At 56.5% G+C, this 13,228-nt stretch carries 13 protein-coding genes; 10 read left to right on the top strand and 3 right to left on the bottom strand.

The genetic code is table 11. The features are described from left to right. Nucleotides 1-3: 3 nt before the first annotated feature. From rfaC to AC236I_RS00680, 3 genes are read left to right on the top strand one after another with little or no spacing between them, the layout of a single operon-like run. The gene (gene rfaC / locus AC236I_RS00690) at nucleotides 4-975 is read left to right on the top strand and encodes a lipopolysaccharide heptosyltransferase RfaC (protein WP_015585522.1); all 972 of its coding nucleotides are present in this window, start codon (nucleotides 4-6) and stop codon (nucleotides 973-975) included. Beyond that, nucleotides 975-1,883: a hypothetical protein gene (locus AC236I_RS00685; RefSeq protein ID WP_004868927.1), complete on the top strand. Its 909-nt coding sequence runs from the start codon at nucleotides 975-977 to the stop codon at nucleotides 1,881-1,883. Before rfaC ends, AC236I_RS00685 begins: the two co-directional genes overlap by 1 nt. Further along, the gene (locus AC236I_RS00680; protein ID WP_015585521.1) at nucleotides 1,861-3,033 is read left to right on the top strand and encodes an O-antigen ligase family protein; all 1,173 of its coding nucleotides are present in this window, start codon (nucleotides 1,861-1,863) and stop codon (nucleotides 3,031-3,033) included. The genes AC236I_RS00685 and AC236I_RS00680 overlap by 23 nt, the downstream gene beginning before the upstream one ends. A gap of 49 nt (nucleotides 3,034-3,082) precedes the next feature. On the opposite strand, the gene AC236I_RS00675 is transcribed toward AC236I_RS00680, so the two are convergent. Further along, nucleotides 3,083-4,162 (bottom strand): glycosyltransferase family 9 protein, encoded by a 1,080-nt coding sequence (locus AC236I_RS00675; RefSeq protein ID WP_032718395.1) that lies wholly within the window; start codon nucleotides 4,160-4,162, stop codon nucleotides 3,083-3,085. A 20-nt stretch (nucleotides 4,163-4,182) separates the two neighbouring features. Then, nucleotides 4,183-5,145, bottom strand: coding sequence for a polysaccharide deacetylase family protein (locus AC236I_RS00670; protein ID WP_004868934.1), 963 nt, complete (start codon nucleotides 5,143-5,145; stop codon nucleotides 4,183-4,185). Nucleotides 5,146-5,256: 111 nt separating this feature from the next. Between AC236I_RS00670 and rfaQ the strand changes: the two genes are divergently transcribed. From rfaQ to coaD, 7 genes are all read left to right on the top strand, one after another. After that, entirely contained in the window at nucleotides 5,257-6,333 is a 1,077-nt protein-coding gene (rfaQ, locus tag AC236I_RS00665) for a putative lipopolysaccharide heptosyltransferase III (RefSeq protein ID WP_213894193.1), read from the top strand. Beyond that, nucleotides 6,330-7,457 (top strand): glycosyltransferase family 4 protein, encoded by a 1,128-nt coding sequence (locus AC236I_RS00660; protein WP_048022800.1) that lies wholly within the window; start codon nucleotides 6,330-6,332, stop codon nucleotides 7,455-7,457. Before rfaQ ends, AC236I_RS00660 begins: the two co-directional genes overlap by 4 nt. 2 nt (nucleotides 7,458-7,459) lie before the next feature. Then, nucleotides 7,460-8,554, top strand: coding sequence for a glycosyltransferase (locus AC236I_RS00655; protein ID WP_004868939.1), 1,095 nt, complete (start codon nucleotides 7,460-7,462; stop codon nucleotides 8,552-8,554). A 30-nt stretch (nucleotides 8,555-8,584) separates the two neighbouring features. After that, the gene (locus AC236I_RS00650; RefSeq protein WP_004868941.1) at nucleotides 8,585-9,574 is read left to right on the top strand and encodes a glycosyltransferase; all 990 of its coding nucleotides are present in this window, start codon (nucleotides 8,585-8,587) and stop codon (nucleotides 9,572-9,574) included. A gap of 91 nt (nucleotides 9,575-9,665) precedes the next feature. Continuing rightward, the gene (gene waaA / locus AC236I_RS00645; protein ID WP_004868944.1) at nucleotides 9,666-10,940 is read left to right on the top strand and encodes a lipid IV(A) 3-deoxy-D-manno-octulosonic acid transferase; all 1,275 of its coding nucleotides are present in this window, start codon (nucleotides 9,666-9,668) and stop codon (nucleotides 10,938-10,940) included. Next, nucleotides 10,940-11,710 (top strand): glycosyltransferase family 2 protein, encoded by a 771-nt coding sequence (locus tag AC236I_RS00640; RefSeq protein WP_004868946.1) that lies wholly within the window; start codon nucleotides 10,940-10,942, stop codon nucleotides 11,708-11,710. The genes waaA and AC236I_RS00640 overlap by 1 nt, the downstream gene beginning before the upstream one ends. 2 nt (nucleotides 11,711-11,712) lie before the next feature. Then, complete coding sequence (gene coaD, locus AC236I_RS00635; protein WP_004868947.1) at nucleotides 11,713-12,189, top strand: pantetheine-phosphate adenylyltransferase; 477 nt, start codon at nucleotides 11,713-11,715, stop codon at nucleotides 12,187-12,189. 101 nt (nucleotides 12,190-12,290) lie between these two features. Here the strand turns inward: coaD and mutM are convergent, their stop codons facing one another. Beyond that, complete coding sequence (gene mutM, locus AC236I_RS00630; protein ID WP_004868948.1) at nucleotides 12,291-13,100, bottom strand: bifunctional DNA-formamidopyrimidine glycosylase/DNA-(apurinic or apyrimidinic site) lyase; 810 nt, start codon at nucleotides 13,098-13,100, stop codon at nucleotides 12,291-12,293. Nucleotides 13,101-13,228: the final 128 nt, after the last annotated feature.

The raw sequence follows: 13,228 nt of genomic DNA, 5'->3' as shown, positions 1-13,228 counted from the left end.
CGGATGCGGGTATTGATCGTAAAAACCTCGTCCATGGGCGACGTCCTGCATACGCTGCCCGCGCTGACCGATGCTGTGCAAGCTTTTCCCGGCATTCGCTTTGACTGGGTCGTCGAGGAGGGGTTCGCACAGATCCCGTCCTGGCATGAAGCGGTCGATCGGGTGATTCCCGTCGCCATTCGTCGCTGGCGTAAAGCCTGGTTTTCTGCCCCCATCAGGGGCGAACGCCAGGCCTTTCGCGATGCCGTACGGGCACAGAAATATGACGCGATTATCGATGCTCAGGGTCTGGTCAAAAGCGCCGCGCTGGTCACCCGGCTGGCGCACGGCGTGAAGCACGGTATGGACTGGCAAACCGCCCGCGAGCCGCTGGCCAGCTTGTTCTACAATCGCCGTCACCATATCGCGAAGCAGCAGCATGCCGTTGAGCGCACCCGCGAACTGTTCGCCAAAAGCCTGGGCTACACCCGGCCGGAGAGTCAGGGAGATTATGCCATCGCCCGCCACTTTACCCGCCAGGATGCCGCCTCTGCGGTGCCGTATCTCGTCTTCCTCCATGCCACGACCCGCGATGACAAACACTGGCCAGAAAGCCACTGGCAGGCGCTTATCGCTCTGCTGGCCGACAGCGGCCTGCAGATTAAGTTGCCGTGGGGCGCCCCGCATGAAGAAGCGCGGGCCAAACGGCTGGCGGATGGCCACGACTTTGTCGAAGTACTGCCGCGCATGAGTCTGGAGCAGGTCGCTCAGGTTCTGGCGGGCGCCAGAGGCGTGGTTTCCGTTGATACCGGCCTGAGCCATCTGACCGCCGCGCTCGATAAAGCCAATTTTACGTTATATGGTCCCACCGACCCGGGGTTGATTGGCGGTTACGGTAAAAATCAGTATGTCGTACGTCCGGAAAGCGGCAACAGTACCGAGGATATTTCCGCCGCCCGCATCGCGCAGCTGCTGCAATCTCAGGGGCTGATTTAATGGGTTCACTGTACAAGCAAATTTACCGCTACACGCGTCCGCGGGCTTTTCGCCATAACGAAAATCTCTGGCCGTATACCAAAATCACCCGTGCCGAAAGCGGTGAAATCCGCACGCTGCAGTACAAAGGTCAACACGTTCCGCTGGTCAGCCTGAGCGCGTTAAAAAACAGCGCGCATGGCGAGGTTTTGTTGACGGCGACCGGCCCCTCCACCCGCCGTATTGATTTTTCACGGCTGCCGGAGAGCGTGCCGGTGATGGGTGTCAACGGCGCCTGGTTTCTCTCTGATACGCTCAGGTTTTCGTTCTACACCATTGTCGATATGGAGTTTTACGACAAGCAACCCGACATTATTCGCTCGGTGATCGGCCAGCCCGATCTTGTGCTGTTTACCACCATGCACGGGATCGCCAAAATCTACGATCGCTATCCGGCCGATCTGCGCTGCCGCCTGGCGCTGATTGAAGACGGCTGCTATAAAATTTACCAGCCTAAAGTCGCCAGCAGCATGATGCGGCAAACCTATCAGCATATCGAAGCGCTGCGCTTCCACCCTGAGCGCCAGGATATCTGCTTTAGCACCGATATCCGCCACGGGGTCTTTGATGCCGGCACCGTGGTCTACTGGTCCTTACAGATCCTCGCCTGGCTGGGGTTCGACACTATTCTTATCAGCGGGCTGGACATGAATAATTTCCACGAACCGCGGTTCTACGAAACACAACAGAATAAACTGCCTTCCTACCTGGCAAACAAAGTGGATGACCTGGTCATGCCGTCCTTTTCGCACGCCGCTTGTGTGCTACAACAAAACCATATTCGGGTCATCAATTTCTCTCAGGAGAGCGCGGTGCCGGAATCGATTTTTGCAAAGGTTTCTTTTGATGCGTACTTTAAAAATAAGTAACTATGCCATTCAGGGTTACTCCATTTTCTTTCCCTTATTTTTATTTTTCAGCGCTATTTTTTGCATCTCCACCCGGACGAATAACCTGCTCCACCTGTCGATTCTGCTGTTCCTGCTGTCTTTACTGAACAAAGACCATCGCCAGGCGCTGGCGGAGAGCACCCGCCAGCAATGGCTGACCTATGCGCTGCTGGTGGTCTTCTTTGTCTACTATGCGCTCAGCAATCTCTGGGGGCATACGCCGCAACATATTGACTCGCCGCTGACTCACGGCACCTACCTCATCTTCTACCTGCTGCTGCTCACTACCCTGATGGACCATCCCCGCACCCGGCATCTGGCGCTGCTCAGCGTGGTTGCCGGAGTCACCGTGCTGTCTGTCTGGACGCTGGCGATAGACCATACGCTGGTTCTGACCTTACGCGAAGTCTCAGCGGAAAACCCAGGCCCGACCAACGTTATCGACCTGGCAGGATACTGTGGCATCGCCATCTTAATTTGCTGCCTGCTGTTGCAAGAGAAAGCCAGCCATTATCTCTATGTGCCGATCGCTATCCTGCTGGTGATGATGGTCTTTACCCAGAGTCGCGGGCCGATTATCGCCCTGGCGCTGGCCTTCTGCTGCACGCTGCATCTGCAGGTGTTTACGCGCCGTAATTTAGCGATCGTCGCCACGCTGGCGGTGGTGCTCGGGCTGGTCTTCTTCCTGACGCCGGTTGGCGACCTGCTGTTAGCCCGCTTTGAGGAGATGGGGACACAGAGTGGTCTACGTTTCAGTATCTGGCGCCATACGCTGGCGGAAATCGCGGACCATCCCTGGCTGGGTCGGGGGTTCGATTATGGACTCGAATTCATTAACTACAGCGGTGAACACATCACCACCACCCACAGCGTCTATCTCGGCTCGCTGCTGAAAGGCGGCATCATTGGCCTGCTGCTGCTGCTGGCGGTCATCGCCAGCGGATTATGGCGGGCATGGTGCAAACGCCGCGGCGACAGCCGATACAGCCTGGCGATTTTCATGTATGCATTGATTTTTATGGCGTCGCAGGGGATGTTTATCGTCAGCAACCCGCGAGAAACCTGGGTGCTGTTCTGGCTACCGCTCGGGATTGCGTTGAGCAACAGCCTGACGGCGAAACGGCCGTAAGGCCGTCGTGAAAGCGTAACCGAAAAGGGCCCGTCCGGGCCCTTTTTTATTACCGCAAACGCGTGGCAACCAGACTATCAGCCTGCTCCTGGATCATCGGCCATATGGCGTCAATCGGGACATCCGCCACGTTCTCTTCCTCGCAGACAATCTGCCTGGCCTTAGCATAACCCGGAGCCCAAATGGTATAACCCGGCAGGCCAGTATCCTTGAGCTTGCGCTTGTTATAGACCGCCACCATCGGCTTATCAAACACCCTGGCAATATGCACAATGGAAGTGTCAGCGGTAATCACCAGATCGCAGCAGCGGATAACTTCTACCGCCGAGTTGATATTGCTGTCAGCCAGATACAGGGCCATATCCAGCCCAAGCTGACGGATTTTCTCGCTGCGACCGACCATCACCACGCTCACTTTATAGGGGAGCTGACGGAGCCGTTCAATGAGCGCGGCGACCTGATGACGGCAGAAATCCTTATCTGTTGAGGCGGTAAAAGGATTGATGGCCACGCATAGCTGTCTGTCACTTTCTGTCGCCAGTAACTTTTCCACTCGCTGGCGCTCGCGTATATCGCCGGGAACGTGATAATGATAGTGCTCATCTCTCACGCCAAAAAGCTTAACCACCTGTTTATAACGGGCGGAAATATGGCTTTTGCTATCATAAAAGGTGATTGACTGGTCATACAGCTTATATTTCTCTTTATTAAAACCAATGACGCAGGGCGCGCGTAAATCAGAGAGAAACTTAAACCGTTCATAGGTTTTCACGTCATCAAAATCTATAACCGCATCAAAATTAAGTGCGCGTAACGCCGCGAGTGACATGCGCGGTTTATACAAATATACATTCTCAAGAAATATTGAGCCTGCTAATATTTGCATGCATACAGGACCGGTGAGGACAGAAACTTTATAGCCGTGCTCGGCGAGAAGTCTGGCACAGCCGGTGGTTACCACCATGTCGCCGACTTTATCATCCAGACGCAGTAATAAAATGCGCTTCACCTGAGCGGGATTGAACGGCTGGCGCTCAGCTTTATTTCTATAACGAAAATTAATTAAATTAAATTTAATGTCGCGGAAAAAAGCATTTTTCTTCCGCGTCAGTTGTTTAAGGATACGCATACGGTACCTTAGGGTGCCTTTTATCGCTGTGTGTGTTTCCGCTGGTAATATTCTGCCAACGTCATCCCCTTCACCTGCGGCGCCAGCCAGTTAAAAAATGCTTCCAGGTCGACATATAACTGCTCGATATCCTGTTTATTTTTAAATGTTGGGCTGCCGCCAGGCATATACTCAGAAGAGTGCAGCATATATTCGACGTAATCATTACCCTGAGTCAATGTCTGCTGCACCACTTTCTTCATGGTGTCGACATTTCCCCCCATCGGGCGCAGCCAGTGAACGGAAGGCGAACGCACTTTGCCGCGCAAGCGATCGTAGCCCTGCTTCACGCTGTTCATCCAGCCGGAGTGCTTATATTGAATGCTCATCGGCACTTCCAGCAGCGAAGAGCCGCCTTCGCGACTGATATCGTTCTCGTCAAGGAAATAGGCATGCTGCGGGAAACGACGGTAATCGGTACCACCGTCCCCCTGCGGGGCGCCTTTCGCCGTCTTCCAGTTGACCCGCGGCGTGACCGAGCAGTCAACCAGATAGCCATGCTCCACCAGCAGGCGGGCGTAGCGCTCATCAAACGCCCAGCGTCCGGCGCGATGGCTGACCATTTTCGTCTGGAAAGTGTCTTCCAGCAGATGCGTCATGTAAGCGACTTTTTCGCGCATCGCCGCATCGGAATATTCAATCAGATAGGGTTTATGACGCCAGTCGTCATCGGTCAACGGGTCCGTCGGCGGGCTGTTCCAGGCATGGAGGTGCATGCCGATTTCCGCCGTCCCGCGGGCAATCACATCTTTGGCGAATTCGATATAAAAGGGATCGATCGCCATTTCATAGTTGGTCAAATAGACCGGTTTAAAACCATACTTTTCGCAAAGCTGCTGAAAACGCGGTAAATAGCGCGCATTCTCGGTGGTAATGCTGTCATGTTTTTGCCAGAGGTTATCGCCCTCTGTATCAATCGTGATGAGAAATGCGGGATTGTGCACGAAAACGTCCTCAGAGCATACGTATCGGGTCATGGTAGAGCAATACAACGCTTCTCTCAATCAGTCTGATCCCCTAGAATCGGAAACCTGATATTGAATGAAGAACAGAGAATGACGCCTGAAACCCGCTCTTCCGGCCCTGTGACCCCGACGCGAATCCTGGTTATTAAGCTGCGCCATCATGGCGATATGCTGCTGATCACGCCGCTCATTCACGCCCTCAAACAGCAATATCCCGCGGCCAGCGTTGATGTCCTGCTGTATGAAGAAACCCGGGATATGCTCGCCGCCAATCCTGATATCAATCAGATTTTCGCCATTGATCGGCGCTGGAAAAAACAGGGCACCGGCCACCAGCTCAAGATGGAGTGGCAGCTGATTCGTGCGCTGCGCCAGCAGCGCTACGATATGGTGCTCAATCTTGCCGATCAGTGGCCAAGCGCAATTATCACGAAACTGACCGGCGCGCCAATCCGCATCGGCTTTGACTTCCCGAAGCGTCGTCACCCGGCATGGCGTTTTTGTCATACCGCTCTCGCCTCAACACAGCAGCATAACCAGCAGCACACCGTGCAGCAGAATCTGTCGATTCTGGCGCCGCTTGGGCTGGAGATGAATGACGCGCCGGCGAAAATGGGCTACAGCGAGCAGGACTGGCACGTCAGCCGCGCGCTGCTGCCGGAAGGATTTCAGGACAACTATATCGTCATTCAACCGACCTCCCGCTGGTTCTTTAAGTGCTGGCGCGAAGAGCGAATGAGCGCCCTGATTAACGCCCTCTCTGACGCAGGCTACCCGGTCGTGCTGACCTCCGGTCCCGATGCCAAAGAGAAGCAGATGATCGACACCATTATGGCGGGCTGCCCCAATGCTCGTTTGCACTCCCTCGCCGGTCAGCTGACTCTGCGCCAGCTGGCATCCGTCATCGATCATGGCCGCCTGTTTATCGGCGTCGACTCCGTACCGATGCATATGGCCGCCGCGCTGGGTACGCCGCTGGTGGCGCTGTTCGGCCCCTCCAAACTCACCTTCTGGCGTCCATGGCAGGCTAAAGGTGAGGAGATCTGGGCAGGTGATTTCGGCGCTATTCCCGACCCGGATGATATCGACACCGGCACAGACGAACGTTATCTCGATTTAATTCCCACCGACGCGGTTATCGCGGCGGCGAAAAAGGTACTGGCATGAGCAAATTCAGGCTGGCCCTGGTGCGACAGAAATATCGCCCGGACGGCGGCGCGGAGCGCTTTGTCTCCCGCGCGCTGGAAGCCCTTGATAGCAGCAATCTTGAACTGAACGTCATTACTCGCGAATGGCAAGGGCCGGTGAAACCCGACTGGAATATTCATATCTGCAACCCGCGTAAGTGGGGGCGGATCAGCCGCGAACGTGGTTTCGCCGACGCCGCCCGCCGGCTGTGGCAGAGCGAACATTTCGATCTGGTGCAGAGCCACGAACGCATTCCCGGCTGCGACCTGTACCGCGCCGGGGACGGCGTGCACCGCCGCTGGCTACAGCAGCGCTCGCGCATTTTGCCCGGCTGGAAAAGCCGCCTGCTGTTTGCCGACCGCTACCATCGCTATGTCATGCAGGCTGAGCGCGAAATGTACCAGGACTCGCACCTGCGCGGCGTCATCTGCAACGCGGAGATGATAAAACGCGAGATTATTGAAGACTTCGGCCTGCCGGCGGAGAAAATCCACGTTATCTATAACGCCATTGATAACCAGCGTTTTCTGCCGCCTACGGAAGCGGCCTTTGTTGCGCTACGTCACCAATGGAATCTGCCGCTGCAGGCGACCTGCCTGATCTACGTCGGCTCCGGCTTTGAGCGCAAGGGGCTGGATGCGGCGATCCGCGCCATCGCCCCCACCGATCGCTATCTGCTGGTCGTCGGTAAAGACAAAGATCAGAATCGCTATCAGTCGCTGGCGAAAACCCTCAACTGCGAGGAGCGGGTCCGCTTTTTCGGCATGCAGTCGGAAACCCTGCCGTTCTATCAGATGGCCGACGGCCTGCTGCTGCCGACGCTGTACGATCCGTTCCCCAACGTTATTCTCGAAGCGATGGCCTGCGGCCTGCCGGTCATTACCACCACCGGCTGCGGCGGCGCGGAGTTTATCGTTCAGGGCAGCAATGGCTACGTTTGCGATGCGCTGGATATCCCGGCCCTGCAGGAGTCGGTTAGCGCCCTGCCCGCCCGGGCGTTAGGCTCTGCGGAAGGGGAACGCGCCCGCGAGCGCATCATGTCCTGCACCAGCGAACGACTCTCGACGCAGCTGCTCTCCCTCTATCAGGATCTGGTGAAATAACGATGCGTATACTGTTTGTGATCGACGGCCTGCCCGGCGGCGGGGCGGAGAAGGTCGTGCTGACCCTGGCTGAGCATTTTCTGCGCCAGGGCGAACGGGTCTCACTGTTTTCCCTGCGCGACGTCTGCGATTATGCGCTGCCGGAAGGGCTGGATTATCAGGTTGTGAGTGACCGCAGCCGGACACCCTGGCGCAAAATCACCGAACTTTCGCGCCGCGCCCGCCAGCTGGATGCCGCCATCGTCACAGCCGAACAGCAGGGTGAATTCGATCTGGTGCTCTCCAACCTGCATAAAACCGATCGCATTGTCGCCCGCAGCCGGTCGCTGAAAAACCGGAACGTCTGGTTCTGCCTGCATGGCGTCTTTTCCACATCATATCTGGGCCATCGCACCGGATTTGATCGCTGGATGAAACAGCAGAAGATTAAGCGTGTCTATCAGGGACGCAACGTCATTACCGTCTCCGATGCGGTAGGTCAGGATCTGGTCGAACAGTTCGCCATCCGCCCGGCACAGTTAAAAACCATTTATAACCCGTTCGATATTCCCGCTCTGCGCGCCGCCGCCGATGCGCCTGGCGAGCAGCCCGCGGGGGATTATATTATTCACGTCGGTCGGTTCCACCCGGGGAAACGTCACGATCGCCTGATCGAAGCCTATGCGCAAAGCGGAATCACCGCGCCGCTGGTGCTGCTGGGTCAGGGTAAACCGGAGCAGGAACAGCGCCTGCGCCAGCTGGCGCAGCAGCTACAGGTTGCCGATCGTGTTCTGTTTAAAGGCTTTCAGAAAAACCCGCTGCCGTGGATTAAGCATGCGCGGATGCTGGTGCTCAGCTCCGACAGCGAAGGCTTTGGTAACGTGGTGGTTGAGGCGCTGCTGCTAAATACCCCGGTGGCCAGCACCCGCTGTCCTGGCGGGGTGACGGAAATTCTCACCGGCGAATTAGCCAGCGGCCTGGCCGATCTGAACAGCCCGGCGCTGGCCCGGACGATGCAAAGCATTTACCATAACCCACCAGCTATCGAACCTTCCGCACTGGAAAAATTCAGCGTGGATACGATTTGTCAGCAGTACCGTCAGCTGCGTCGCGGCTGACGCCGCTATTTAACCAGGATCGAATGATTTATGAGTCAAACGCCTTTACTGAGCATTGTGGCTGCCGTTTATAACGGCGAAAAATTCCTTGCGCAATTCTTTGAGTGCATTGAACAACAGCAGCTGGAAAGCTATGAGCTGATCCTGGTCAACGACGGTTCGACGGACGGTAGCCTGGCGGTTATCGACGAATGGAAAGCGCGCTTACCCCATATTATCGTGCTGGAACAGGAAAACCAGGGCGTCTCGGTCGCGCGTAATACCGGCCTGGCGGTGGCAACCGGCAAGTACCTGGCCTTCCCGGATATTGACGATAAGCTTTATCCCGGGATGTACCGTACGCTGCTGGAGATGGCCGAAAAGGGCCGCCTTGATGTCGCCACCTGTAACGGCCGCTACGTTTACGAAACCCGCAAAGATATCCACCCTATTCTTCCACCGGACCGTCTGCCGTCGACCGGCATCCTGCCAGGCCACGTCTGGCTTAAACAGGCGCTGGATTCGCGCAAGTTCCTGCACGTGACCTGGCTGAATATCTATCGCCGCGAATTTATCATGCAGCACAAGTTCCACTTCGAGCCCGGATTACGTCATCAGGACATTCCGTGGACCACCGAAGCGCTGCTGGCGGCTGAACGCGTGCAGTACACCAGCGAACAGTTCTACGATTACTATATTCACTCGGAATCGGTGTCGCACAAACCGGACAATGACGATACGTTGATGCGCTCGGCGCGCCACTACATGAAAATTCTGGAGATGCTGGAGGCCATCAACCAACGCTATCCTGATAAGGTGCGTCATATTTCCGCCTGCCGCTGGCAAATTGCCAAAGAGGGGCTGGGAATTATTCATACCTTTGATAGCATGAAAGATGAGTCAAAAAAGCATATTATCATTAAAGAATTCTTTGACCGCGGCATCTGGCGTCTGATCTGGAAAAATGCGCGTACCTTCCGTTTACGCTGGCGCCTTGGCCGACGCTATTTGCGCATTAAACGCTATCGCGACGCGACCTGACTCTGAATCCCGTTGTTTCCGCCAAAGAGATAGCTTTACGCGGGCTAAATGCTTAGAATTTGCCCGCTAAAACATAAATCGGATAAATCGCTTGGAATTGCTTTATACCACCCTACTCTATCTTATTCAGCCGCTGGTATGGCTGCGACTGCTGCTGCGCAGCCGTAAGGCCCCTGCCTACCGAAAGCGCTGGGCTGAACGTTATGGCTTCTGTCAGAACAAGGTAGCGCCGGATGGGATTCTGCTGCATTCCGTTTCCGTGGGTGAGACGCTTGCTGCTATCCCGCTCGTGCGCGCGCTGCGCCACCGCTACCCCTCGCTGCCTATCACCGTCACCACCATGACGCCGACCGGCTCAGAACGCGCCATGTCCGCCTTCGGCAAAGATGTTCATCATGTCTATCTGCCTTACGATTTGCCCTGCGCAATGAACCGCTTCCTCAACACGGTGCAACCGAAGCTGGTTATCGTGATGGAAACCGAGCTGTGGCCAAATATGGTCGCCGCGCTGCACAAACGTAAAATCCCCTTGGTCATCGCCAACGCCCGTCTGTCGGAGCGTTCCGCCAAAGGCTACGCGAAACTGGGGAAATTTATGCGTCGGCTGCTCAGTCGCATCACGCTGATTGCGGCGCAGAATGAAGAAGACGGCAATCGCTTTCTGGCTCTGGGCCTGAAGCGCAACCAGCTGGCGGTCACCGGCAGCCTCAAATTTGATATTTCCGTGACGCCAGAGCTGGCCGCGCGCGCAATTACCCTCCGCCGCCAGTGGGCGCCGCACCGCAAAGTCTGGATCGCCACCAGCACCCACGACGGTGAAGAACAAATTATCCTGCAGGCGCACAGGAAGCTGCTCGATACTTTCCCGGATCTGCTGTTGATTCTCGTCCCTCGTCACCCGGAGCGCTTCGCCGATGCACGAGAAATGGTGCAGAAAGCGGGGATGAGCTTCACGCTACGCAGCACCGGCGAAATCCCGTCGAACAGTACCCAGGTGGTGATCGGCGATACCATGGGCGAGCTGATGCTGCTGTACGGCATTGCCGACCTCGCCTTCGTCGGCGGCAGCCTGGTCGAACGCGGCGGTCACAACCCGCTGGAGCCGGCGGCACACGCCATCCCGGTACTGATGGGCCCGCACACGTTCAACTTCAAAGATATTTGCGCCAAGTTGCAGCAGGACGATGGCCTGATTACGGTCACCGACGTCAGTTCGCTGGTCACCCAGGTCTCCAATCTGCTCACCGATGAAGACTATCGTCTGTGGTACGGCCGCCACGCGGTGGAAGTGTTGCATCAAAACCAGGGCGCGCTCTCGCGTCTGCTACATTTACTGCAACCCTATCTGCCGCAGCGGAGCCACTAATGTCGACCCGACTGTCCGTCGTAATGATCGCCAAAAATGCGGCGGATCTGCTGGCTGATTGCCTGGCCTCGGTAGCGTGGGCCGATGAAATCGTGCTGCTGGACTCCGGCAGTAGCGATAACACCGTCGAACTGGCCCGTCGCCTCGGTGCAACGGTCTACATCAACAGCGACTGGCAAGGCTACGGTATTCAGCGCCAGCGCGCCCAGGACTACGCGACCGGCGACTATGTGTTGATGATTGATACCGATGAACGCGTGACGCCGGAGCTGGCCTGCTCACTTCGCCGTGTACTGGAGGCGCCCCAAAAAGGTGCCGTCTACAGCATCGCCCGGCGTAACTATTTCCTTGGCCGCTTTATGCGCCATAGCGGCTGGTATCCCGACCGCGTCATGCGTTTGTACGAACGCAGCCGTTTCCGCTATAACAATAATCTGGTGCACGAATCGCTCGATGCCAAAGGCGCGCAGGTTATCGAACTGTCGGGCGATTTACTGCATCTGACCTGCCGCGACTTCTCCGGCTTCCAGCAAAAGCAGCTGGCCTATGCCTCTGCCTGGGCACGGGAGCGCCACCAGAAGGGGAAGAAGACCTCTCTGGCGAGCATTTTCGGCCATACGCTGGGGGCTTTTGTGAAAACGCTGCTGCTACGCGGCGGCGTGCTGGATGGTAAACAGGGCTGGCTACTTGCCGTGGTCAACGCGCAGTATACGTTTAATAAATACACCGAGCTGTGGGCGCTGAGCCGCGGCTACTCAGAGAAAGTGTAATTATGAGCACAAAAGCGATCTATCCGGGCACCTTCGACCCCATTACCAACGGGCATATCGATATCGTCACGCGTGCCGCCAGCATGTTTGACAAGGTGCTGCTGGCCATTGCCGCCAGCCCGAGCAAAAAACCGATGTTCACGCTCGACGAGCGTATTGCGCTGGCGGAGCAGGCAACGGCGCATCTGGTCAACGTCGAGGTGGTTGGTTTCAGCGATCTGATGGCGAATTTTGCCCGCGCGCAGCAGGCGAATATCCTCATTCGCGGTTTACGTGCGGTGGCGGACTTCGAATATGAGATGCAGCTGGCACATATGAACCGCCACCTGATGCCAACCCTGGAAAGCGTCTTCCTGATGCCCTGCAAAGAGTGGTCGTTTATCTCTTCATCGCTGGTGAAGGAAGTGGCGCGCCACCAGGGCGATGTTTCCCACTTCCTGCCGGCCAACGTACACCAGGCGCTGCTGAAAAAGCTGTAATCTTGCGCCGCCCGGAGACCCGTCCGGGCTACCCGCCAGCAATCGCGTGAACCCGTACCCGGCTGGCGAGGCGTCACCGGGATCGTGGCGACATCAGCACCTTACTTCTGACACTGGCGGCAATAAAATGTTGCCCGCTGAGCATGTTTGCTGGCTGTAATCGGCGTGCCGCAAACGCGACAAAGTTCGCCCTTGCGGCCATAAACCTGCAGCTCCTGGGCGAAGTAGCCCGGTTTGCCATCACTTTGCAGGAAATCCTTCAGCGTCGTGCCCCCCTGCTCAATCGAGCGTAGCAGCACCGCTTTAATCACTTTTACCAGCCGTTCACACTCTTCGCGTGAAAGCGAAGACGCCAGCCGATCGGGATGGATCCCGGCCGAAAACAGCGATTCGCTGGCGTAGATATTGCCGACCCCGACCACCAGTTTGTTATCCATCAGCCAGGGCTTAATAGCGGTTTTCTTTTTCGCGCACTTCTGCTGCAAATAGTCGGCATTAAAATCATCGCTCAAGGGCTCTGGGCCAAGATGTGCCAGCGCAGGATGCCCTTCCAGCGAGCGGGTCCACAGCCAGGCGCCAAAGCGGCGTGGGTCGGTGTAGCGCAGGACCTTGCCATTACTCATCACGAGGTCAACATGATCGTGCTTTTCTGCAGGCAGCTCTTCACTCAGAATTCGCAGACTTCCCGACATCCCAAGGTGGACGATAATCCAGCCGCCGGGCAGCTCAAGCAGCAGATATTTGGCACGGCGCTGCACGCTCAGCACCGGTATGTCGCTCAAACGATAGATTTCTTCACTGACCGGCCAGCGCAGACGCCCGTTGCGAATAACGGCGTGCAGAATGGTTGCGCCCACCAGGTATGGTTCGATGCCACGCCGGCTGGTTTCTACCTCAGGTAATTCAGGCATTCGTTTTCCTCCGTTAACCCAGAGTATTGTGCTGCAGCAACAGACGACAGGGAAGCAAATTCCCGGCAGGGTTTATCCGACGGGGTCTGCCGGACAAAAAACAAAAAACCCCGCCGGAGCGGGGTTTT

The sequence above is a fragment of the Klebsiella sp. Sb-30 genome (genome assembly GCF_057652795.1).
Note: the sequence above shows the minus strand (reverse complement) of the source record. Positions and strands in the feature narration are given on the sequence as shown.